Here is a 21,221-nt window from a genome sequence, read left to right as displayed (position 1 = left end):
GAGGTCAATAACATGAGCGGAGGATACTCAAGCGGTTTTGCTTTATTGGTCGTGTTGTTCATTTTATTAATCATCGTTGGTGCAGCTTATCTGTACTAAAACCTTAGAAAATGAGAAAAGAACCGTCATTTTTTCAGGCGGTTCTTTTCTTTTGGACGATAGCCTAATCGTTTCATGACATTCGTGCATACACTAATGTAACGACTGGGGCAGAGGAGGTGTCAATATGGGCGACGGTTATACAGGAGGTTTCGCTGGCGGCTTTGCGCTGCTTGTGGTACTGTTCATCTTATTAATTATTATTGGTGCTTCTTGGATATGCTAATCAACAAAAGGATAGCTGCCGGATCAATACGATCGGCAGCTATCCTTTTTTTCTTTACACCGTAAAGGAAATCTCAATGAATGATGAGATCAATAAAATTAAGATCAGCACATTAATCATTCTAAACACCTTATCCTGCCGTTCTTCAGGAATCTCTCTGACAAGGCATAAAGAGTTTGTAAGCTTGTTTATGTTGAAGACAGTAAAAACCGCAAACAAGATGAAATAAAAAAGGATGATAGGAGATCCCCCTCTCTGTTTCTGCTCCATACTACATTACCAAATATTTATTAAAAAAGATAGAAAATAGACTGAAAAAAAGGATTTTCCAAGTGCCGAGCGGCTGGATTATTTTTGTATTAAAATATCAAAATCGTCGGCTTCCTGATCGACATAGCAGTTTTTAGGCGCTTTGATCAGTTTCCAGGCAAACAGAAAATCAGGCAGACAATAGCCGAAATGAATGCTTGAAATGATGCAGAAATAATGAGCAAAGCTCGGCATCACAGCCCCCGCGTAAAATAAAGCAGGCGTGATGACGAAAAAAGGGCAGAGAAGAGAGGCAAGCATCGTGTTTTTTGGAACTTCTCTCCATGTTCTCATTTTCAACCAATAAATCTTTTTTTCTATTTTTTTCTTGCTGATCAACGGCAAGATATGAAGAATTTTATGGGCAATTATAGCCGCAACCAATAGTCCTGCAAACAAAAGGGCGTGATCGCCTCTCTGAACAGTTTGCGGATGAATCAGTTGCATCGCTAAATATTCGGGAATAAAAAATAAAATCATTAAACTGACGGCAGTAAGCACGATGCGCATGCCTCCATAATCTTTAACGAGATTGATGGTTTTCCAGCAACTCATAAATGACATCCTTCCGTTTCAACAAACTGTTATATGAAATCCTCAGAATAATTTACTCCTCTGGATGAGAAAAATCAATCCCTTTTTCGAAAAAAATTTCGTCATTTTCCAAAGAATTTAGAAGGGTGTAAAAGGAACAGAAATCTCCCGTGTTGAACTTTCATCAAAAGGGAATATCGGCTAAAATAAGAGAAAGGGAGAGAAGGGACAAATATGAACTCTATGGAGCAACGCCTTGAGCGGCTGGAATATTACATCAAACTGTTATTGAACAATGCGGATATGGAAGAGTATCCGTATTATAAAATGTTGATCGAAAAGGGCTTATCAGAGGAAGAAGCAAAGGAAACGGAAAAGCTGTGCGAAGAGCTCTCAAAGGAGCTTGAAGCACAAAAAGCGCAAGGATATGTGATGTTCGATCATCTCCTCACGCTTTTTGCGGGACAGTTAAATGAAAAACTTGAAGTGCACGAAACGATTTTCGCCCTTCACAGACAGGGTCTGTACAAACCGCTGATGAGCGAATTCATCAGCATTATCAGGCAATACGATCTGGCTTAGTTTTTAAGAGGCTCAAGCGGTTTGTCCATCTCTATCGATTCCCCGGCTTCTTTTGCTTCTTGTTTTTTCTTCATTTTGCCCTCTTCGCTCGTAAATTCACTTTCGATGTTTGAAAACGATTTTTCGAAAATTTCCATGAAATCATCGCCGTAAATATGGCGGATGATCGACATCATCTCGACGATTTCTGGAAACTTCCCGTACAGCTGATGAAGGGGCTGAGCGCCTTTTAAGACGGCATTCCGGGTCGGATCGTAAGACTCGAGGATTTTAAGGAAAACGTCTTCACCTTTCGGAGTCAGCTGAATGTAAGTGTTTCGTTTGTCATTCAACTTTTTGGAAAACTCCAGGTAACCTCTTTCCTCAAGTTTTTTTGAAAAATTAAACGCTGTGGATACGTGCATGACGCCGAACTTGGCGATTTCCGAAATGGATGCACCGTTCAGCTGGTAGGCGATCCACAAAATATGATGCTCGTTAATGTTCAGATCATAAGGTTTAATCCACTGCTGCCAATCCTTTTCTATTGACTTCCAAAGCGCCTTGCTAAGCTGTGCCATTCTTTGACTGAATAAAAGGGCTTCTTTCACCGTATAGGGCTCTTCCGCTCGATTCATTCACTTCACCTGCTTCTCTTTATCTTATAATTTCTATTATGCCAATAAAATAAAGATTAATAAAGATGTAAATTTACGAAATTTTTAAAAAATCCAGCTTTACGGTGTGAAATCAGGATTTTACCCAAAAAAAGAGCGTGAAAATTTTCCATTCACACCCCTTTTTTAAGGTTCATTTTTTTCGCTGAGTATATTAGTTTTGTAAGGTTTTCTCCAGCTGTTTTATCTTTTCTTCAATCTCAGCGATTTCCTTTTTTAAGTCCTGCTGGTGAGGTTTGATTTCATCGCGCCATTCCTGGATGGACGTTTGCAGTTCGCTGCCGACGTCTTTGATGATTTCCGCGCCTTCTATGGCGGTTTTGACGAATTGCTCTTTTAATGCGATTCCGTCGTTTTTCAGCCTTTTGACGGTGTCTTCCCATTTACCGCAGTTGGCTTTTAGCTGTCCTCTCAAGTTTTTTCCTGAAGTCGGCGCGGTCAGCAATGCTGCAACACCGCCAATAACACCGCCTACAATCAGTCCAGCTGCTAAAGATCGGCCTTTTGACATGTACATCACCCCGGTTATATTTTTAAAGATCAGGCTTGGCAGGCGCCCGTCTTCTCATGATTAGATACTGGCGTTCGAGCCGGGCCATCCGTTTCTCTTCTTAGAAACTTCTGCATAGCTTGCTTTATTTTAGCATACTTTTAAAAAAAGGAGGGAGAGGGTTGTCTGTCATTATCATTGTTTTGACAATTTTAAGCGCTGTGTTTACCGCCGGCTCCTTTTATTATTTAAGGCTTCTCGGATATTCTGCATCTTACCCGCCGAAACGCATTCTTAAACAAAAAGCGCTTTTTTGCACGGGAAGCGCAGGATTGGCGCTCCTGCTCCTTTTTTTTATTCAGCTTCTTATATAAAATATCGGGCGGATTCCCCTTTTTTTGACCATCAAAATGAAAAAAAACCTCTTCAAAAAAAGGATAACCCTTTTCAAGAAGAGGTTCTGGTTTTATTTGACTTGTTCAATCAGCCTTGAGCGCTTCATGATCGACTGCACGATCGGGAAGATGACCGCCATGGCGATCGTGTTGATCAAGGCAGCAGGTAAAACGACAACAGAAAACAGGGTAATGAACCCCTGGTTTCCAGGCAGGCCGACGATGAACAGCGCAGCCGTAAGGAAAATGGTTCCGGAAAGAACCGTTCCTGCAGCAGTTAATCCGGCGGCGGCAAGCGTTTTGCTGTTCAGCTTTTTCACAAGCAGAAATACGCCGAAGAACATCAAGGCTGTTAGCGGTTTGTCGATGATGTTGGGCAGCTGTCCTCCCGGAAAAGCCGTCGTCAACGCGGAAATGACGCCTGTCACGATTCCGATGACAAGAACATTTTGCAATCTAGGGAACAAAAGGATTCCCATAAACATCATGATCAGCATCATATCCGGCTTCATTCCGTAGAAAAAAGGCGGAATCACAGCGTGAAGCGCCGCTCCAATGGCGACAAACAGGGCCATAGCCACTAATTCTTTTGTTTTCATGTCTATTCTCTCCTCATCTAGGCTCTTTTTACGCTTTCCAATAATATGCTCGTCATTTATTGCGAAAGCTTTCTAGTAGTATATCAAACTTTCGAAGGAATGGGGAAGCCTTTTTCGCCATCTTCCATCATCAGGATAAACCATCAGTTTTCTTCGTGGAATTTCTTCATAAAGGCTGCCAGCATTTCGCAGTCTTCAACAGATACGGCATTGTAAATCGAAGCGCGGCAGCCTCCGACCGAACGGTGTCCGCCAAGCCCTGACATTTTTTCTTCCTTTGCCTTTGCGATGAATGATGCTGTCAGCTCATCATTTTTGAGCGTAAAGGTGACGTTCATGTTTGAGCGGCTGTCTTCTCTCGCATGGCCGCGGTAGAATCCGCCGCTTTCGTCGATCGCGTTGTATAAAATACCGGCCTTTTCTCGATTGCGTTTCTCAATGGCATCGAGGCCGCCTTTTTCCTTGAGCCACTCCAGCACGAGAGACAGCATATAAATCGCAAAAGTCGGCGGGGTATTGTAGAGAGAATCCGCTTTGGCATGTGTTGAGTACTTCAGGATTTTGGCAACTTGCTCGTTTTCTTTGCCGAGCCAGTCTTTTTTCATGATGACAACGGTCACCCCTGACGGTCCGAGGTTTTTCTGAGCGCCGGCATAGATGATGTCAAATTGGGAAACATCGATTTTTCTGCTTAAAATATCGCTGGACATATCAGCGACAACCGGAATCGGAGCGTCAGGGAACTTTTGCCACTGCGTTCCGAAGATCGTGTTGTTGGAAGTCAGGTGGAGGTAAGCACCGTCTGCCGGAATCTCCGGTACTTCGGGAATATAGCTGTACGTATTTTCTTTACTGGACGCGATGATCGATGTGTTTCCGAAGAGCTTCGCTTCGGCGAGCGCTTTTTCAGACCAGGCGCCTGTCATTATGTAGTGCGCCGTTTTGTCTTTGGAGAGGAAGTTCATCGGAATCATTGAGAACTGAAGGCTTGCTCCGCCTTGCAGAAACATGACTTCATAATCATCAGGTATGTCCATCAGTTCCTTTAACAGAGCTTTCGCTTTTTGATGAACGGCGTCATACTCTTTGCTGCGGTGGGACAGCTCCATCACGGACATCCCCGCACCGTTGAAATCAAGAAATTCGTCTTTCGCCTTTTGCAGTACTTCTAAAGGCAGTGCTGCCGGTCCTGCGTTAAAGTTCGTTGTACGTATCATCACAATCGCTCCCTGTTCATGTATAAAAATATAAAACCATCCTATCACAAAAGGTTCCGGTTATACATAAAAAATTTGAATTGTGTGAAATATAGAACAAAGTCTATTTAGTCGTGCCGGGCGATCTGATAAATGTGGAGTTTTTTTGAACGAAAAAAAGACGCCGGCAGCTGCCGGCGCCCTTGGACAATGTCTCGATTACAGGTGCTTGTTGATGGAAGCTGCAATGTTCTGCAAGTCTTCCGGTGAATAGTCGTCCGCATGTGTTTTCCAGACGGCTCCGAATCCGTCTCCTTTGCCGTAGCGGGGGATGATGTGCATGTGATAGTGGAAGACGGACTGCCCCGCTTTTTCGCCATTGTTATTCAGAAGGTTTAAGCCGATCGGCTCGTATTCGTCTTTGATAGCTTGGGCGATTTTCGGAACCGCTTCAAAAAATTCCCTTGAAACATCAGGTGTCATTTCGTAAATATTGGTTTTATGAACTTTTGGAATCACAAGCGTATGCCCTTTTGTGACTTGGCTGATGTCGAGAAAAGCCAGTACATGTTCATTTTCAAATACCTTTGCACAAGGGATTTCTCCGTTTATGATTTTGCAGAAAATACAGTCGCTCATACTTTTCCTCCTTTTTCCATCAGGGAAAGGTTATGTATAAGCAACATATTACCACAATTTGCGCGAAAACACGAAAAACAGGATGAACGGCTCCAACGTTCACCCTGCCTGAAGAAGGTACGCTTTAATGAAGAAACGTTAACTGCCTTTTGCAAGCACCCCATTTTCGTCAAAATGAAAGCTTGTAACGCCTATACATTTCCTGCGACAAACACCTCATTTGATCGTCACACCTTTTTTATATGACGGAGATGTCAAATAAAGCAGGTGCTTTCTCAATTCAGTGGATGAAAGAAATTTCTAAGCTTGACATGTTTCATACTCAGGAACTCTTGCCGATTTTGTCTTTGACAAACACCTCATTCGCCAGAGTTGATAAGCTTTCCCTTCTTCAAGAATTAGAATGTCCTGATGCGCATTCGATTATTCGTTTTATTTTAAGGCCGAAAAGCGGGAGGGAAAACGTTTCAAATACATTCTTGTTTTTGGTACTATTAAGAAAAATGCAGGAAAGGAACGAACGTATGTCACTACTGACTGTTAATGAGTTAACTGGAGGGTATACAAGAAACCCGGTGCTGCGCGATGTTTCATTTGCGATTGAACGGGAGCAGATCGTCGGGCTGATCGGTTTGAACGGAGCGGGGAAAAGCACGACGATCCGGCATATCATCGGCTTAATGGAACCGCACAAAGGATCGGTTGAATTGAACGGCAAAACGTTCATGGACGATCCGGAAAGCTATCGTTCCCAATTTACGTTTATTCCGGAAACGCCGATTTTATATGAAGAGCTGACATTGAAGGAGCATTTGGAGCTGACGGCGATGGCGTACGGCCTTTCGAAGGAAACGTTCGAGAAAAGGCTTCCGCCGCTTTTGAAAGAATTCAGAATGGAGAAGCGCCTGAAATGGTTCCCTGCCCATTTTTCAAAAGGTATGAAGCAGAAGGTTATGATCATGTGCGCTTTCCTTGTCGAACCCGACCTGTACATTATAGACGAACCGTTTCTCGGTCTTGATCCGCTGGCGATCAATGCCCTTCTCGAGCGGATGAACGAAGCGAAGAAAAACGGCGCGGCCGTTTTGATGTCGACGCATATTTTGGCAACGGCAGAGCGGTATTGTGACTCCTTCATTATTCTTCATAACGGCGAAGTGCGGGCGAAAGGAACGCTTGATGAGCTCAGAGAGCAGTTTTCGATGGAAGAAGCGAGCCTCGACGACCTGTATCTTGAACTGACGAAGGAAGAGAGCTATGAATAGCATTCTGGGGATTTGGAAGACAAGAATTGAGGAGTATGTCAAAGAAACAAGATCATATTTGAAATACATGCTGAATGACCACCTTGTCATCGTCATGATTTTTTTCCTTGCAGGAGCTGCGAGCTGGTACAGCAAATGGCTGAAAGAGATGCCCGAAGGTTTTCCCGCCTATTGGGTGATGGCCGTCATCTTTTCGTTCATTTTGACAGGCTCATACGTCCGCACGCTAATTAAAGAAGCGGATCTCGTCTTTTTGCTGCCGCTCGAAGCAAAGATGGAGCCGTATTTTCAGCAGGCTTTCCGATTCAGTTTGTTGACGCAGCTTTTTCCGCTGGCCGCCGCGGCCCTCGCTTTGGCACCGCTCTATTTTGAAGCGAGCGGCCAGGCATTTTCCGCGTACTTCATCTTGCTGATTCAGCTGCTCGTCTTAAAAGGATGGAACACAGCGATGCAATGGCGGATGACGTTTTTCGGCGAAAAAAACATGAGGGTCACCGACTGGATTGTCAGACTGCTTCTCAACACGATCGCGATCTATTTCGCTTTAGCGTCTTCATACGGATTTGCAGCAGCTGTCTACCTGATCATGGCCGCTCTGTATGTGTATTTTAAAATGATCGATAAGAAAAAATCGTTTAAATGGGAGCTGCATATTGAAGACGAAATCAGAAGAAAGCAGCGGTTCTACAGAATTGCGAACCTATTCACAGACGTTCCCCATCTTAGAAAGCAGGCGAAAAGAAGAGCATATCTCGATTGGATGCTCCGGTTTATTCCGTATGAACAGCGCCGGACATTTACATATATGTACGGAAGGGCCTTTATCAGATCAAACGACTATTTCGGTATCGTCGTCAGGCTGACCGCAATTTTTGGTATCATCATCGCTTATTTTTCGACATATGAGTGGGTTTCTGCGGCGCTCATCGTCTTTACCGTATTCATTACAGGAATTCAGCTGACGCCGCTGTTTGATCATTTTTCACATTTGTCCTTGCAGGAGCTTTATCCCGTCAAAGCTGCAGAAAAGCGGAAGAGCTTTTTCGGTCTGCTTCACATTGTTCTGAGCGTCCAGGCGCTTGTTTTGTCTGCCGTTGCCGGAGCCATGATGCAGTGGACCGGGATGCTTGCCGGACTGGCCGGCTCCGCATTGCTTATATTTGTAATTTTGAAGCCTTATTTCAACAGCAGATTGAAGAAAAATGCCAAGAGATCATGAATCCTTTTCTTTTTAAGCAAGTATGATGAAAGAAGAGGTGAGAGGCGCATGAATGAAAACCAGCTTTATTTGGAGGAAGCGATCCGCTGGAAAATGAAGTTTCTCAGAAAGCCGTCGATGGCTGAGCGGATGTCGAAAGGCGTGCAGTCGAAAATCAATGCCCGCATTCCCGCCAAAGTTCATAAAGCGATAACAGAAAGCATTAAAAAGATGGTCGAGGCCACTTTGCTCGGCTCGAATTTGACGACTTTTGACAAGAAAACAGGCACGCTTTCACTAAGGGAAAAAGATGAGCTGGCTCAGAAGACGATCGCCCAGTATCAAAAGGCGGCTGCCGTTGAAGGGATCGGAACAGGCGCAGGCGGGATTTTTCTCGGACTGGCGGACTTTCCGCTTTTGCTCGGCATCAAAATGAAATGCCTGTTTGAATTGGCGTCGATTTACGGATACGATATCAAGGAAAAAGAAGAGCGGATGTTTCTTCTGTATATTTTTCAGCTCGCCTTCTCAGGGGAAGCTCACCGAAAAGAAATTTTCCGTATGATTGAACATTGGGAAACCGAAAAGCGCGAAATCGATTGGCTGGCATTTCAGCAGGAATACCGGGACTATCTCGATCTTGTAAAGCTGTTTCAGCTTGTGCCGGGCTTCGGCGCGGTCATAGGCGGAACGGCTAACTATAAGCTGCTTGGGCATCTTGGGGAAACAGCGAGACACGTTTTCCATATGAGGTTGATACATGAGACAGCCGGATATTGTTGATCCGGCTGTTTTTTGCTTTTTCGGTTGTTACATTGCAGGCGTTTCGCGGAGCGACTGCTCTTTCTCCTGATAGGAGACAGCGGCATTTGCCAGCACCTTGGCTGCGATCAGCAGCGCTTTTTCATCAAGATCGAATTTCGGATGGTGGTGGGGAAACACCGCGTCCGGATTTTCAGGACGGGCGCCTGTAAAGAAAAATGTCCCTTTGACGCGCTCTAGGTAGTAAGCGAAATCTTCCCCGCCCATTTGCATGCCGCTTTCCTCAACGTTTTCGACGCCTTCTGTCTGTTTGGCGATTTTTGCGAGAAAAGCCGTTTCTTCCGGATGATTGCAGACAGGCGGATAGCCCCTTTCAAAGGAATAGTCACAGTCAGCGCCATGCATGCCGCATATACCTTTTGCAATCTGTTCAATTTCGTTTTCAATCAAGGTGCGGATTTCATCATTGAAGGAACGCGCCGTCCCGATTAAAACGGCTTTATCAGCGATTACATTAAAGGAGTTTTCGGCAACAAATGAACCTATCGAAACGACTGCCGGCTGAGTCGGATCGAGCCTGCGGCTGACAATCTGCTGGAGTGAAGCGACGATCTGCGATCCGATCAACACGGCGTCTTTTGTTTTATGAGGCTGTGCGCCATGCCCGCCTTTGCCTTTAATCGTAATCGTAAAACGGTCCGCAGCGGCCATGATCGGTCCTGTTCGATATTGAACGGTTCCCGTCGGCTCAGTAGCCCACAAATGGGTTCCGAAAATCACGTCAACACCGTCAAGACAGCCGTCTTCAATCATCGGCCTGGCTCCACCCGGGGAATATTCCTCGGCGTGCTGATGGATGAGGACGATCTTTCCTTTTAAACGGTCGGCATGTTCGTTCAAAATTTTCGCGAGGACGAGCAGGGTGGCCGTGTGCCCGTCGTGTCCGCAGGCATGCATCACTCCCGGCACCGTCGACCGGTAAGGCACATCTTTTTCATCATGAATGGGCAGCGCGTCAAAATCGGCTCGAAGCGCAATGACGGGGCCGGGCGATCCGCCTTCGATGTGCGCGAGAACTCCGCCCCCGCCGACATTGGTGCGGATAGGAATACCGAGCGCTTCATAGTAAGAAGCGATAAATGCGGCTGTTTTCTTTTCTTGAAAAGAAAGCTCCGGGTGCTGATGAAAATGACGCCTCAATTTGACCATTTCATCGTAGTGTGCATCAAGCTGCTCATTAATTTGTCGGATGAATGCGGATGCGCTCAAAAAAATTCCTCCTTTTAGGAATGACAAGTTTTTATAATTTTATGACAACTGAAGCCGCTGTTCAACCTTGCTGTCACGTTTTATAGAAGAAAAATGGCGGCAATCGTTGTGACAGTTAATCCGGCTGCTACAGGAATAAAGTTTTTTCTGGCAAGATCGAACGGGTCCACTTTACAAATCGCTGCTACCGGAATGAGCGCCCATGGCACAAGCGTACCGCCGCCGACCCAAATGGCTGAGATTTGGCCGAGTGCGGTCAGAACGGCCGGGTTGCCGTCAACAGCCGCAGCAAACATCGAAGCAGCTGATCCGGCTAGAGATATTCCTGAAAAACCGGAGCCGTCAAGACCGGTCACCGCTCCCGTGACAGTGAGCGCCACTGCGGCGAGTTCTGGAGAGAGCGGGACGCTGTGGGCAAAAGCTGAACCGAGGTCCTGCACGATCCTATTAGAAAAACCGGGTATCTCGGCTGTCAGTACTTTTTCGAAACCCGCGTCGCCCAAGTAAAAAAAGGCGGCGATCGGAATGACGGGGGCAAACACTTTAAAGCCGAACTGAAATCCGCGAATGAAATAACCGGTGATTTTCTCAAGACGACGGTGTTTGTGGACGATAAAATGAATGAGAATCATGACGAAGACAGCTGTTCCTCCGACAAGCGCCGTCGCTTCGTCTCCTTGCAATTCCAGGATCAGCATCGCGGCGATATCCCCTAAAAAAATGACCGGAATCATCAGTGCGAGCCATTTTCTTGGGGCTGGGGGAAGAAGCCATTCAGGCTCGCTTTGCCGCCGCTCACTGTTTGCGGCTGCTTGATTGTCTTTCTCTTTCCTGAGCATAAAAAAGGCTGCCGCCGTTGTCGAAAAGCCCATGATCAGGACGAGCGGAACGCTTGCAGACATCACTTCTGCAACGGACAGTCCGGCTGCATCTCCGGTCAATTTAGGCGCCGCCTGGATGATGTAATCGCCTGATAGAGCGAAACCGTGGCCGAACAAATTCATGGCGCACGCTACCGCTATCGGGGAGAGGCCGGCTTTCAGCGCGGCAGGCAGGAGGACGGCGCCGATCAATGCGACAGCCGGGGAGGGCCAAAAAAATGAAGAAATGATAAACATTAAAGCTCCGGTGATCCAGTAGGCCAAGGCAGGACCTTTCATCCATTTGGCGATCGGAGTGACCATTGCTTCATTAACGCCGGTCTTTGCCAGCAGTTCGCTCATCGAAACGGTAAAGCAGATGATGAAAATGGTCGGGAGAAGTTCTCCGGCGGCGTAGATTAAGCTGTTGAACAGGCCCATCACAGAGGCAATGGCAGAATGGGTCGCCGCTAATGAAATGAAAAAAACCCCGGCAAGCGATATAAAGGTGGTATCAAGACGAAGAAGCATAAATGCGAGAATTGCAGCGATAAAGCCCAAATATATAAAGTGAACGGACGTTAATTCAATTTCCATTTCCCGATCCCCCCGTTAACATAACCTCATACAGCTTATTCCTGGGCTGTCAGAGTGTGAAGGAAGGGCTCATTTCCTCGGAAATAAAAAACTGCCTTAAAAGGCAGTTATTCGACAGAATGATACGAAGAAATATAGGATGGGCGGGAAAAAATCGTTCCGCCTTGGTTGATTCCAGCTGAAGATTCCTTCTTTTGATGGGCTTCGCCGAACGATTTGGAGCTTTTCCAGTCCTGAAACGACTGTTCTGTGTCCCACAGCGTCAGTACGATATACGTATCGCTGTCTTTCGGCCTCAGCACCCTGAGGGCTTTAAAGCCAGGCTGATTTTCGATTTTTCCGGCTCTGTTTTTAAAACGGGTTTCGAAAAGCGGTCTTCCTTCCGGTGTGACAGGGATGTTGTTGAGGACGGCGAATCCGGAATGTTCCAAAGTTCCCGACTGATCGATGATTTCGTAGCGGTGAGGAGAATGAAAGACGCTTTCTCCGTCGGTTTCGTGAAAGAGAATGGCGGAATCGTGGCTTTTCATAAATAACATGTTTTCAAGACCGTGCTGTTTGGCGAGCTTTTTTAAAAACTCGACAGTTCCGTATGTAATGTAAAAATTCAATTTTATCACCCCTTTTTGATAGTATAACAAAAGGACGATTTAAAATTCTATCTATTACCCGCTATAAATGCTGCAACATAATTTGAAGAAAAAATTCCCATACTAGCTATAGAAAGGAATGAGGTGACCCATATGAGAAAGAGATTTTTCATTCCAATCATCATTACAGCGGCGATATTCCTTTTATCGTTAATCGGATATATTACGATTTTGTTTCTGGGGGATTATGTGATTGATGAAAAGAAACTGATTTTCCATGCTTCTTCTAAAATCGTCGACCAAAATGGAGAAGAAGTCACAAGCCTCTATACTGAAAACAGAAGACCTATTTCAATTGCCGAGGTGCCGGACGGCGTAAAAAATGCCTTTATCGCGGTTGAAGACAAGCGCTTTTATGAGCACCACGGCATCGATTTTAAATCCGTGAGCCGTGCGGTCTATAAAGATATATTAGCGGGAGGAAAAGTGGAAGGTGGAAGTACGATCACCCAGCAGCTCGCAAAAAACACTTTTTTGACACACGACAAAACGTTTTTAAGAAAAACGAAAGAAGTCATAATCGCGATCAACTTGGAGCGGGACTACAGCAAAGACAAGCTTTTGGAAATGTATTTGAACCAGCTTTATTTCGGGCACGGCGTCTATGGAATCCAGGCGGCTGCAAACTACTTTTTTAGCAAAGATGTGAAAGACTTGACGGTCAGTGAGGGAGCGGTGTTGGCTTCCATTCCTAAAGCGCCGTCCACGTATTCGCCCATTCTCAATCCGGAAAAAAGTCGTGAGCGACGCAATGTCATTCTCGGCATGATGAACGAGCAGGGATATATCAGCTCAAAGGAAACCGTCAGAGCCCAAGGCAGCACATTGGGCCTCCACGTGAAAGAAAAATCAAAAAATCCGTGGCTTGACAGCTATATTGATCTGGTCATGAAAGAAGCGGAAGACAAATATTCGATTTCGAGTGAACAGCTTCTTCAAGGCGGATACACAATCAGTGTTCCGCTCGACGTTTCGATACAAAAAGCGGCTTACACGCTGATGAAGCAGGACGGCTATTTTCCCGGAACAGACAATAAAGCTGAAGGGAGCGCCGTTTTTATCGATAACCGGACAGGCGGCGTAGTGGCCGCTCTCGGAGGTCGGGAATACGCTCCGAAAGGCTACAACAGGGCAACAGCCCCGCGTCAGCCGGGTTCGACTTTTAAACCGCTTGCCGTTTACGGCCCCGCTCTTGAAGAAAAGCGGTTTAAGCCGTACTCCATGCTTGAAGATAAACAGCTGTCGTACGGCGGCTACTCGCCGAAAAATTATGACGGCCAGTACGAGGGCAAGGTCTCTATGGTGGATGCGCTGACCTACAGCAAAAACGCGCCTGCCGTATGGACGCTAAATGAGATCGGAATCGAAACGGTGAAGCCTTATCTCAGCCGCTTGGGCATGAACGTGCCGGATGAGGGCCTGGCATTGGGGCTGGGCGGCTTAGAGAAAGGAGTGTCGCCGCTTGAGATTGCCGGGGCATACCGGACCTTTGCAAATTCAGGACAATACACCGAGCCGTTCTTTATTAAAAAAATCACGGACGAAAACGGGGATGTCATATTCCGCCGCGAGGAAAAATCAGAAAAGGTATTCAGCAAACAAACCGCTTGGAACATGACGCGAATGCTAGAGGAGGTCGTGAAAAGCGGAACGGGAAAAGCCGGTGATTTTTCCGGAGAGATTGCAGGAAAAACGGGCTCGACCACGTATACCGGAAAAGAGGGCGGAACAAAAGATGCCTGGTTTGCGGGGTATACGCCCGAAGTGACGGGAGCTGTCTGGATGGGCTACGATAAAACGGATGAATCCCATTATTTAAAAGGCGGCAGCGCTTATCCGACAAGGCTGTTTAAAGACATTTTAAAACGCTCCAACCATAAGCCTGAACGATTTAAGGCGCCTGAAGGTGTAAAAGATCTGGACAGGCCGATCCGCCTCGAAGATTTGGAAAGTGTTAAAGCAGACTATTCCTTTACGCCGATGGGGCTGATTACGGTGTCATTAAAATGGCATGAACAAGAGGATAAAAGGGTTGAATACCGAATATATGAAAGGAAAAACGGAAAAGAAACGCTCATTGATACGGTTAAGGGGAAAGGAAGCTATTCAATCCCTTATGCAAACATCTTTTCCAATGCTTCCTATAAAATTGTTCCGTACAATCCGCAGACGAAAACAGAGGGGAAAGGGACTGATTATATCGAACCGAAAGTGTTTCCTTCGGGTCATTAGGTACCCGAAATTCATCAATTTCTTGAACAATAAGTCTCATGAGTATACCGTTCAATAAAAAAACGGTATATTGGAAGGAGTAATTTTGCGAACGTATGGTTGCAGCTTGAAAGGTGGATATCATGATGAAAAACGACAAGGCTTTTAATGACACATTCTTAAAAGCGTGCCGAGGAGAAAAAGCCGCCCATGTACCGGTATGGTACATGAGGCAGGCTGGAAGATCACAGCCTGAGTACAGAGCGCTCAAGGAAAAATACGGACTGTTCGAAATTACGCATCAGCCCGAACTGTGCGCTTACGTGACAAGGCTCCCCGTCGAACAGTACGGTGTCGATGCGGCAATACTTTATAAAGACATAATGACACCGCTTCCAGGTATTGGCGTTGACGTCGAAATTAAAAACGGCATCGGTCCTGTCATCGATCAGCCGATCACATCTCTCACAGATGTTGAAAAACTCGGCGAACTCGAGCCGGAGGAGCATATACCATATGTGCTGGAGACGATCAGGCTCTTGACAGAAGAACAGCTGAACGTTCCGCTGATCGGTTTTACTGGGGCGCCGTTTACACTGGCCAGCTATATGATCGAAGGTGGCCCGTCCAAAAACTACAATAAAACAAAAGCGTTTATGTACAGCCAGCCTGCTGCATGGGACCTCTTGATGAAAAAGCTCGGGAAGATGGCGGCTGTATACGTCAAAGCCCAAATCCGCGCCGGCGCCAAAGCCATTCAAGTGTTCGATTCCTGGGTCGGGGCGTTGAATGCCGGTGATTATTGCCGCTATATCAAGCCGACGATGGACATTCTTTTCAAAGAGCTGAAAAAAGAAGGCGTGCCGCTGATTATGTTCGGGGTCGGCGCAAGCCACCTCGCGACTGAATGGCACGATCTTGACCTTGACGTCGTCGGGTTGGACTGGCGGATGAGCGTGCAGGAAGCCAGGGATAAAGGGCTGACAAAAACGCTTCAGGGGAATTTGGATCCTTCGATCCTCCTCGCCCCGTGGGAAGTCATTGAAGAGAGGACGAAAGCCATTCTCGATCAGGGCATGCAGACGGACCGGTTTATTTTCAACCTCGGTCACGGGATTTTTCCCGAAGTGAGTCCTGACACACTGAAAAAATTGACGGCATTTGTTCATGAGTATTCCGCCTCAAAAAAATCGAGCCTGATGACATGAGCATTTCAGTTGGTCTTTTCAATATAAACTGTCAAAATACGTATAGATCATGATCTTTAAAGAGGTGTTCACGTTGGGTAAAAAGAAAATGGGGCTTCTTGTTATGGCGTATGGGACGCCGTACAAAGAGGAAGACATTGAACGTTATTATACACACATCAGAAGAGGCAGGAAGCCTGAGCCTGACATGCTTCAGGACTTAAAAGACCGCTATAAGGCGATCGGCGGAATTTCTCCGCTTGCAAAGATCACGAAAGAGCAGACGAAGCAGCTGGAAAAACGCTTAAACGAGCTTCAGGATGATGTGGTATTCAAGTCATATATCGGTCTCAAACATATCGAACCTTTCATCGAGGATGCCGTTCAGGAGATGCATAAAGACGGGATTACAGAAGCCGTCAGCATCGTGCTTGCGCCCCATTTCTCCACCTTCAGCGTACAGTCGTACAACAAGCGGGCGAAAGACGAGGCTGAAAAGCTCGGCGGATTGTCGATCACATCGATCAACAGCTGGTATGATGAGCCGAAATTCATCGCATATTGGGCGGATCAAGTGAGAAAAATCTATGACGAAATGCCTTCGGAAGAAAGGGAAAACGCCGTCTTGATTGTATCGGCGCACAGCCTTCCCGAAAAGATCGTCGAAATGGGTGATCCATATCCTGAACAGCTTAAAGAATCAGCGAAGCTGATTGCCGAAGCGGCGGGTGTAAAAGATTACGCCGTCGGCTGGCAAAGCGAAGGAAACACCCCTGATCCGTGGCTTGGGCCGGATGTTCAGGATTTGACCCGTGACTTGTCAGAGCAAAAAGGGTACAGCGCTTTTGTTTATGCTCCCGTCGGCTTCGTAGCTGACCATTTGGAAGTTCTTTATGACAACGATTATGAATGCAAAGTCGTCACAGACGATATCGGAGCAAGCTATTACAGACCTGAAATGCCTAACGCAAAACATGAGTTTATCGATGCTTTAGCAGATGTTGTATTAAAACAATTGGAGAAAGAACAGTAAAGAAGGCGATTGTAAATGAGTGGAGAACGCAGGCAGATTGTCATCATCGGCGGCGGTATTACCGGATTGGCCGCCGCCTTCTACTTGGAGAAGGAAATCAAAAAGAACGATCTCCCGGCCGAAGTCACGCTTGTTGAAGCAAGTCCGAGACTGGGCGGAAAGATACAGACGGTACACAAAGACGGCTATGTGATTGAACGGGGGCCGGATTCATTTTTGGAACGGAAGCAAAGCGCACCTCAGCTCGTGAAGGATCTCGGGCTGGAGCACTTGCTCGTGAACAACGCGACAGGCCAGTCTTATGTTCTTGTCAGCGAAACGCTCTATCCGATTCCGGAAGGAGCTGTGATGGGGGTGCCGACAAAAATCGGACCTTTTCTGACAACCGGCTTGTTTTCCTTGCCGGGGAAGTTGAGAGCCGGAATGGATTTGCTGCTTCCAGCGAGCAAGCCGCAGGAAGACCAGTCGCTCGGAGAATTTTTCAGAAGGCGTGTCGGCGGTGAAGTGGTGGAGAACCTGATCGAACCGCTTTTGTCAGGCATTTATGCCGGGGACATTGACCGCCTCAGTCTGATGTCAACTTTCCCGCAATTCTACCAGACAGAACAGAAGTACAGAAGCTTGATCATCGGGATGAAAAAATCGCGCGGCGCCCAGAGCGCCAAAAAGCCTGCGAACAAAAAGAAAGGCCAGTTCCAGACGGTGAAAACCGGCCTGCAGACGATTGTTGAAGAACTGGAAAAGCAGCTCGATATCACAAAGGTTTATAAAGGCACAAAGGTCGTCAGCATTGAGCGCGCGGGCTCGGGCTACAGCATGAAGCTTGACAACGGCAAGGTGCTTCACGCTGATTCGGCCGTGGTCACCGCTCCCCATAAAGCAGCTGCCGCGATGTTTCCAAAAGCGGATTGGCTGAAGGGTTTAGAAGATATGGTGTCAACATCTGTCGCCAATGTGGCGCTCGGATTTCCGGAAGAAGCCGTCCAAATGGAGCATCAAGGAACAGGCTTTGTCATTTCAAGGAACAGCGACTTTTCGATTACGGCGTGTACTTGGACAAACAAAAAATGGCCGAGCACAACGCCTGAAGGAAAAGTTCTGTTAAGAGCTTATGTGGGGAAAGCCGGCGATGAGTCCGTTGTCGAACAGTCAGATAACGAAATGGTGAAAATCGTCCTCGACGATTTAAGGCGGATTATGAAGATCGACGGCGAGCCGGAAATGACCTGCATCACAAGATGGCATGAAGCGATGCCGCAATACCATGTCGGCCATAAGAAAAGAATGAAAGAGATCAGGGAAGGGTTACAGGCGTCATATCCGGGCGTTTTCATGACGGGGGCCTCTTTTGAAGGGGTCGGCATTCCGGATTGCATCGACCAAGGCAAGCAGGCCGTAGCCGATGTACTCTCACACCTTTTCGAATAAAGAAGAGCAAATAAAGCTGTCCGAATCCATTCGGCGGCTTTTTTTATTTCACTCTTTTTACAGCTTTCATCATTTTAAAGTTTGTTTATGGAAAAGATAACATTTAAATTATTGCATTTTATATTCAGGTGTGTTACATTACTTTTTGTACTTACTGACCAAAATGTTCAAATAGTCAATTTCGGGGTGAGAAACCGTGAGCAAAGATCGAAAAGCACTGATTTTAGAAGCGGCGACAAAATCGTTTACACAATTCGGCTACAAAGCGACGACGATGGATCTGGTGGCGAAGCTTGCCAATGTCGGCAAAGGTACGATTTATACTTTTTTCAAGAATAAAGAGGAACTGTTCGACGACATTTTTTCTTCGCTTCTGATTGAGATGAAGCAAACGGCTGATCAAGCGATTGATCCTGATCTGCCTTTTCACGAAAATGCCCATCGCGCGATGATGGCGATATTGGAGTACAGAAAGAAGCACCAGCTGACTATTAAGATCTTTCAGGAAGGTGCGGAGCTCGGCACACCGGCGGCCCGCGAAGTGATTGAAAAGCTGGAACGCATGGTCATCAGCTATATTAAGAGAAAGATTAAAGAAGCGATTAAAAATGACGATATTAGACCGTGTGACCCCGAGCTGAACGCGTTTGTCATCTTCAAGCTTTACATCGCGCTCATCTTTGACTGGGAAAAAAACCATGAACCGCTGAAAGATGAAGAGTTGGCAGAGATGCTGAAAATGTATATTTTAAAAGGATTATCTCGTTAGATTGTCCTTTCTTTGTTTAAAGGGGTGCTTATCCGCATAGAGAGCGGCTACTAACTAGGAGGCGTATCAACATGAATGTTTTCAAAAACCAGTGGAGAGAACTGATAACCAATAAAAAACTACTGATATCCGTGATCGGGGTTCTCTTTATACCGCTGATTTACAGCAGCATATTTTTGGCGGCGTACTGGGACCCATACGGAAACGTCGATCAGCTCCCCGTAGCGGTTGTGAATTCCGACAAGGGAACGACATATGAAGGAAAAGACCTTCACATCGGCGACGACCTTGTCAAAGAACTGAAAAAAAACGATAAATTCGACTGGCATTTTACGACGAAGGAAAAAGCGATGAGAGGCTTGCAAAATGAGGAATACTACATGGTTGTAGAAATTCCTGAATACTTTTCGAAAGATGCCAGCACGGTGATGGATAAACATCCGAAAAAGCTGAATCTGATTTATCATACAAACGCCGGACGAAACTATGTCGGCGCCCAGATCAGCGATAAAGCGATTGAGCAGCTTCAGCATTCAGTCGGTTCTGAAATCACGCAGCAATATGCTGAAGTCATCTTTGACAATTTCGGCAAAATCGCAAAAGGTCTCGGTGAAGCCAGCGAAGGAGCCGGAAAACTGGATAAAGGACTGAAAGATGCGAAAGAAGGAAGCGAAACGCTGAAAAAGAACCTTGAAAAGCTCGCAAAAAGCCAAATTCAGTTCAACAAAGACGGAATGGAGAAGTTCGGCACAGCATTCAATACGCTGAACGACAAAATTCATGAGCTTGATTCAGGGCTTGCGCAATTTTTGGAAAAAAGCGGCCAGCTGCACAGCGGTGCTCAACAGCTCCAACAAGGCATGCCTCAGATTGTGGCGGGATTGGAGCAGATGAATGAAAAAGCGCAGATGATAAGCAAACTCGAAGAAGCGATTTCAAATGAAAAGATTCAGCAGCTTGAAACGGCACTTTCAAACGCCGAAAAGGCGAAAAAAGAAATCAGTCAGATTTCAAAAAATATTGATGAGCTTGAAGCGGCATTGAAAAACCAGCATAGTGAAGTCAAACAAATTATTGAATCCAGCAACATGCTGACACAAGAACAGAAAGCCGCGCTTATGAAACAAGTCGATGAAAAAATGGGAACGGTGAAGCTGCCTGAGTTTGACAAGTTGAAAGCGCAAATTCCCGATGTAAGCGAACTTCCCGATTTATCCGGGCTGAAACAGAAGCTTGAGGAATTGAAGCGAGTTCCTTCGGATGTGAACAAGCTTTATAAAGGATCGCAAAAGATTCAGCAAGGGCTCGATGCGATGACAAACGGTTTGGGTGCTTACAACGAAAAATTCGCGGAGGCGAAAAGCGGATCATCCAAAATCGCCGAAGGCAGCCAGACGTTAGTCGGGAAGTTCGGCGATCTGCAAAGCGCGGCTGATAAACTGAAGGACGGTTCTTCCAAGCTTGCAGAAGGGGCTAAATCTCTTGATGAAGGTCTTGGCAAGCTGTCTGACGGAAGCGGGGAGCTGTTTGACAAGCTGTCTGACGCTGCTGATCAGACCGGCGATATTCAAGCGGGAGACGAAAACTACAATATGTTCTCAGATCCCGTCGATGTGAAAGGCGATAAAATCGATCCGGTTTCCAACTACGGAACAGGATTAACCCCGTATATTTTGTCGCTCGGCTTATTTGTCGGTGCATTAATGATCACCGTCGTCTTTGATGTGAAAGAGCCGGCCGTCCGGCCTGAATCAGCTTTCGGCTGGTTTATGAGTAAATTCAGCGTACTTTTTGCAGTGGGGATTCTTCAAGCGGCGATCGCCTGCACGATCATTCTCTCTGGCATCGGGCTTGAAGTGCAAAGCGTCTGGAGATTTTATGTGTTCAGTATGATCATGAGCATTACATGTCTTGCGATCATTCAATTTTTGGCTGCGACCATGGGAAATCCGGGACGTTTCATTGCCGTCATTCTGCTCGTGCTTCAGCTTGGAGGAAGCGGAGGAACATTCCCTCTTGCACTTGTTCCTAAGTTCTTCCAAGTCATCCATTCCGCACTGCCGATGACCTACAGCATTGCGGGATACAGAGCGGTGATTTCAAGCGGAGACTACGCGTATATGTGGGAGCAGGCTGCCGTGCTCGGCGGTGTTGCGATCGTCATGATGGCCTTGACGCTGATTTATTTTAAAGTGCTGCTGAGAAAAGGAAAAGTTGAAGAGCAGCACGCATAAAAGAAAAAACATCTTTTCAAGCCCGGCAAGGGC

23 protein-coding genes are annotated in these 21,221 nt (G+C 46.4%); 13 read left to right on the top strand and 10 right to left on the bottom strand.

Going from position 1 to position 21,221, the window contains the following annotated elements; translation table 11 throughout:
• Positions 1-12 precede the first annotated feature (12 nt).
• Both M1E03_RS16030 and M1E03_RS16025 read left to right on the top strand, forming a co-directional pair.
• Complete coding sequence (locus M1E03_RS16030; protein WP_003180245.1) at positions 13-99, top strand: YjcZ family sporulation protein; 87 nt, start codon at positions 13-15, stop codon at positions 97-99.
• Between the two features lie 127 nt (positions 100-226).
• A complete protein-coding gene (locus tag M1E03_RS16025; protein WP_020450794.1) occupies positions 227-325 on the top strand; it encodes a YjcZ family sporulation protein in 99 nt (32 codons plus the stop codon).
• A gap of 54 nt (positions 326-379) precedes the next feature.
• Here M1E03_RS16025 and M1E03_RS16020 read toward each other — a convergent pair whose 3' ends face one another.
• Complete coding sequence (locus tag M1E03_RS16020; RefSeq protein WP_003180249.1) at positions 380-595, bottom strand: hypothetical protein; 216 nt, start codon at positions 593-595, stop codon at positions 380-382.
• A 78-nt stretch (positions 596-673) separates the two neighbouring features.
• Positions 674-1,189, bottom strand: coding sequence for a DUF3267 domain-containing protein (locus M1E03_RS16015; protein WP_458110510.1), 516 nt, complete (start codon positions 1,187-1,189; stop codon positions 674-676).
• Positions 1,190-1,402: 213 nt separating this feature from the next.
• Here M1E03_RS16015 and M1E03_RS16010 point away from each other — a divergent pair, with 213 nt between their 5' ends.
• Complete coding sequence (locus tag M1E03_RS16010) at positions 1,403-1,750, top strand: YhaI family protein (protein WP_023856555.1); 348 nt, start codon at positions 1,403-1,405, stop codon at positions 1,748-1,750.
• Here M1E03_RS16010 and M1E03_RS16005 read toward each other — a convergent pair.
• Both M1E03_RS16005 and M1E03_RS16000 read right to left on the bottom strand, forming a co-directional pair.
• Positions 1,747-2,367, bottom strand: coding sequence for an HTH-type transcriptional regulator Hpr (locus tag M1E03_RS16005; RefSeq protein ID WP_020450797.1), 621 nt, complete (start codon positions 2,365-2,367; stop codon positions 1,747-1,749). The two genes, M1E03_RS16010 and M1E03_RS16005, sit on opposite strands and share 4 nt — an antisense overlap.
• 193 nt (positions 2,368-2,560) lie before the next feature.
• A complete protein-coding gene (locus M1E03_RS16000) occupies positions 2,561-2,917 on the bottom strand; it encodes a YtxH domain-containing protein (protein ID WP_039072586.1) in 357 nt (118 codons plus the stop codon).
• A gap of 161 nt (positions 2,918-3,078) precedes the next feature.
• On the opposite strand from M1E03_RS16000, the gene M1E03_RS15995 reads away from it, so the two are divergent.
• Positions 3,079-3,270 carry a hypothetical protein gene (locus M1E03_RS15995; protein ID WP_020450798.1) on the top strand — a complete coding sequence of 64 codons (192 nt, stop codon included), beginning with the start codon at positions 3,079-3,081 and terminating at the stop codon, positions 3,268-3,270.
• A gap of 92 nt (positions 3,271-3,362) precedes the next feature.
• Here M1E03_RS15995 and M1E03_RS15990 read toward each other — a convergent pair whose 3' ends face one another.
• The 3 genes from M1E03_RS15990 to M1E03_RS15980 form a co-directional block, all read right to left on the bottom strand.
• Complete coding sequence (locus tag M1E03_RS15990; RefSeq protein ID WP_020450799.1) at positions 3,363-3,890, bottom strand: tryptophan transporter; 528 nt, start codon at positions 3,888-3,890, stop codon at positions 3,363-3,365.
• Between the two features lie 143 nt (positions 3,891-4,033).
• Entirely contained in the window at positions 4,034-5,107 is a 1,074-nt protein-coding gene (serC, locus tag M1E03_RS15985) for a 3-phosphoserine/phosphohydroxythreonine transaminase (protein ID WP_458110509.1), read from the bottom strand.
• 198 nt (positions 5,108-5,305) lie between these two features.
• The gene (locus tag M1E03_RS15980; protein ID WP_020450801.1) at positions 5,306-5,725 is read right to left on the bottom strand and encodes an HIT family protein; all 420 of its coding nucleotides are present in this window, start codon (positions 5,723-5,725) and stop codon (positions 5,306-5,308) included.
• A gap of 524 nt (positions 5,726-6,249) precedes the next feature.
• On the opposite strand from M1E03_RS15980, the gene M1E03_RS15975 reads away from it, so the two are divergent.
• Genes M1E03_RS15975 through M1E03_RS15965 form a run of 3 tightly spaced genes read left to right on the top strand, consistent with a single transcriptional unit; the run spans position 6,250 to position 8,971 of the window.
• A complete protein-coding gene (locus tag M1E03_RS15975; protein WP_020450802.1) occupies positions 6,250-6,990 on the top strand; it encodes an ABC transporter ATP-binding protein in 741 nt (246 codons plus the stop codon).
• The gene (locus tag M1E03_RS15970) at positions 6,983-8,209 is read left to right on the top strand and encodes an ABC transporter permease (RefSeq protein WP_020450803.1); all 1,227 of its coding nucleotides are present in this window, start codon (positions 6,983-6,985) and stop codon (positions 8,207-8,209) included. Before M1E03_RS15975 ends, M1E03_RS15970 begins: the two co-directional genes overlap by 8 nt.
• A 48-nt stretch (positions 8,210-8,257) precedes the next feature.
• Positions 8,258-8,971 (top strand): EcsC family protein, encoded by a 714-nt coding sequence (locus M1E03_RS15965; protein ID WP_429717299.1) that lies wholly within the window; start codon positions 8,258-8,260, stop codon positions 8,969-8,971.
• A 27-nt stretch (positions 8,972-8,998) separates the two neighbouring features.
• On the opposite strand, the gene M1E03_RS15960 is transcribed toward M1E03_RS15965, so the two are convergent.
• The 3 genes from M1E03_RS15960 to M1E03_RS15950 form a co-directional block, all read right to left on the bottom strand.
• Positions 8,999-10,159 carry a M20 family metallopeptidase gene (locus M1E03_RS15960; RefSeq protein WP_165395396.1) on the bottom strand — a complete coding sequence of 387 codons (1,161 nt, stop codon included), beginning with the start codon at positions 10,157-10,159 and terminating at the stop codon, positions 8,999-9,001.
• A 140-nt stretch (positions 10,160-10,299) separates the two neighbouring features.
• On the bottom strand, positions 10,300-11,676 hold the full coding sequence (locus tag M1E03_RS15955) for a membrane protein (protein WP_023856561.1): 1,377 nt from the start codon (positions 11,674-11,676) through the stop codon (positions 10,300-10,302).
• Positions 11,677-11,783: 107 nt separating this feature from the next.
• Positions 11,784-12,287: an antibiotic biosynthesis monooxygenase family protein gene (locus M1E03_RS15950; RefSeq protein ID WP_023856562.1), complete on the bottom strand. Its 504-nt coding sequence runs from the start codon at positions 12,285-12,287 to the stop codon at positions 11,784-11,786.
• 132 nt (positions 12,288-12,419) lie between these two features.
• Between M1E03_RS15950 and M1E03_RS15945 the strand changes: the two genes are divergently transcribed.
• The 6 genes from M1E03_RS15945 to M1E03_RS15920 all read left to right on the top strand — a co-directional run bounded on the left by M1E03_RS15945 (position 12,420) and on the right by M1E03_RS15920 (position 21,188).
• Entirely contained in the window at positions 12,420-14,558 is a 2,139-nt protein-coding gene (locus M1E03_RS15945) for a transglycosylase domain-containing protein (RefSeq protein WP_023856563.1), read from the top strand.
• 125 nt (positions 14,559-14,683) lie between these two features.
• Entirely contained in the window at positions 14,684-15,745 is a 1,062-nt protein-coding gene (gene hemE, locus M1E03_RS15940) for a uroporphyrinogen decarboxylase (protein ID WP_186439805.1), read from the top strand.
• A gap of 73 nt (positions 15,746-15,818) precedes the next feature.
• Positions 15,819-16,757 carry a ferrochelatase gene (gene hemH / locus M1E03_RS15935; protein WP_039072633.1) on the top strand — a complete coding sequence of 313 codons (939 nt, stop codon included), beginning with the start codon at positions 15,819-15,821 and terminating at the stop codon, positions 16,755-16,757.
• 15 nt (positions 16,758-16,772) lie between these two features.
• Complete coding sequence (gene hemY, locus M1E03_RS15930) at positions 16,773-18,185, top strand: protoporphyrinogen oxidase (RefSeq protein WP_023856566.1); 1,413 nt, start codon at positions 16,773-16,775, stop codon at positions 18,183-18,185.
• Positions 18,186-18,381: 196 nt separating this feature from the next.
• Positions 18,382-18,954 carry a TetR/AcrR family transcriptional regulator gene (locus M1E03_RS15925; protein ID WP_003180287.1) on the top strand — a complete coding sequence of 191 codons (573 nt, stop codon included), beginning with the start codon at positions 18,382-18,384 and terminating at the stop codon, positions 18,952-18,954.
• Positions 18,955-19,025: 71 nt separating this feature from the next.
• Positions 19,026-21,188: a YhgE/Pip family protein gene (locus M1E03_RS15920; protein ID WP_458110508.1), complete on the top strand. Its 2,163-nt coding sequence runs from the start codon at positions 19,026-19,028 to the stop codon at positions 21,186-21,188.
• Positions 21,189-21,221: the final 33 nt, after the last annotated feature.

Source organism: Bacillus sp. PK6-013 (assembly GCF_054161445.1).
Note: the sequence above shows the minus strand (reverse complement) of the source record. Positions and strands in the feature narration are given on the sequence as shown.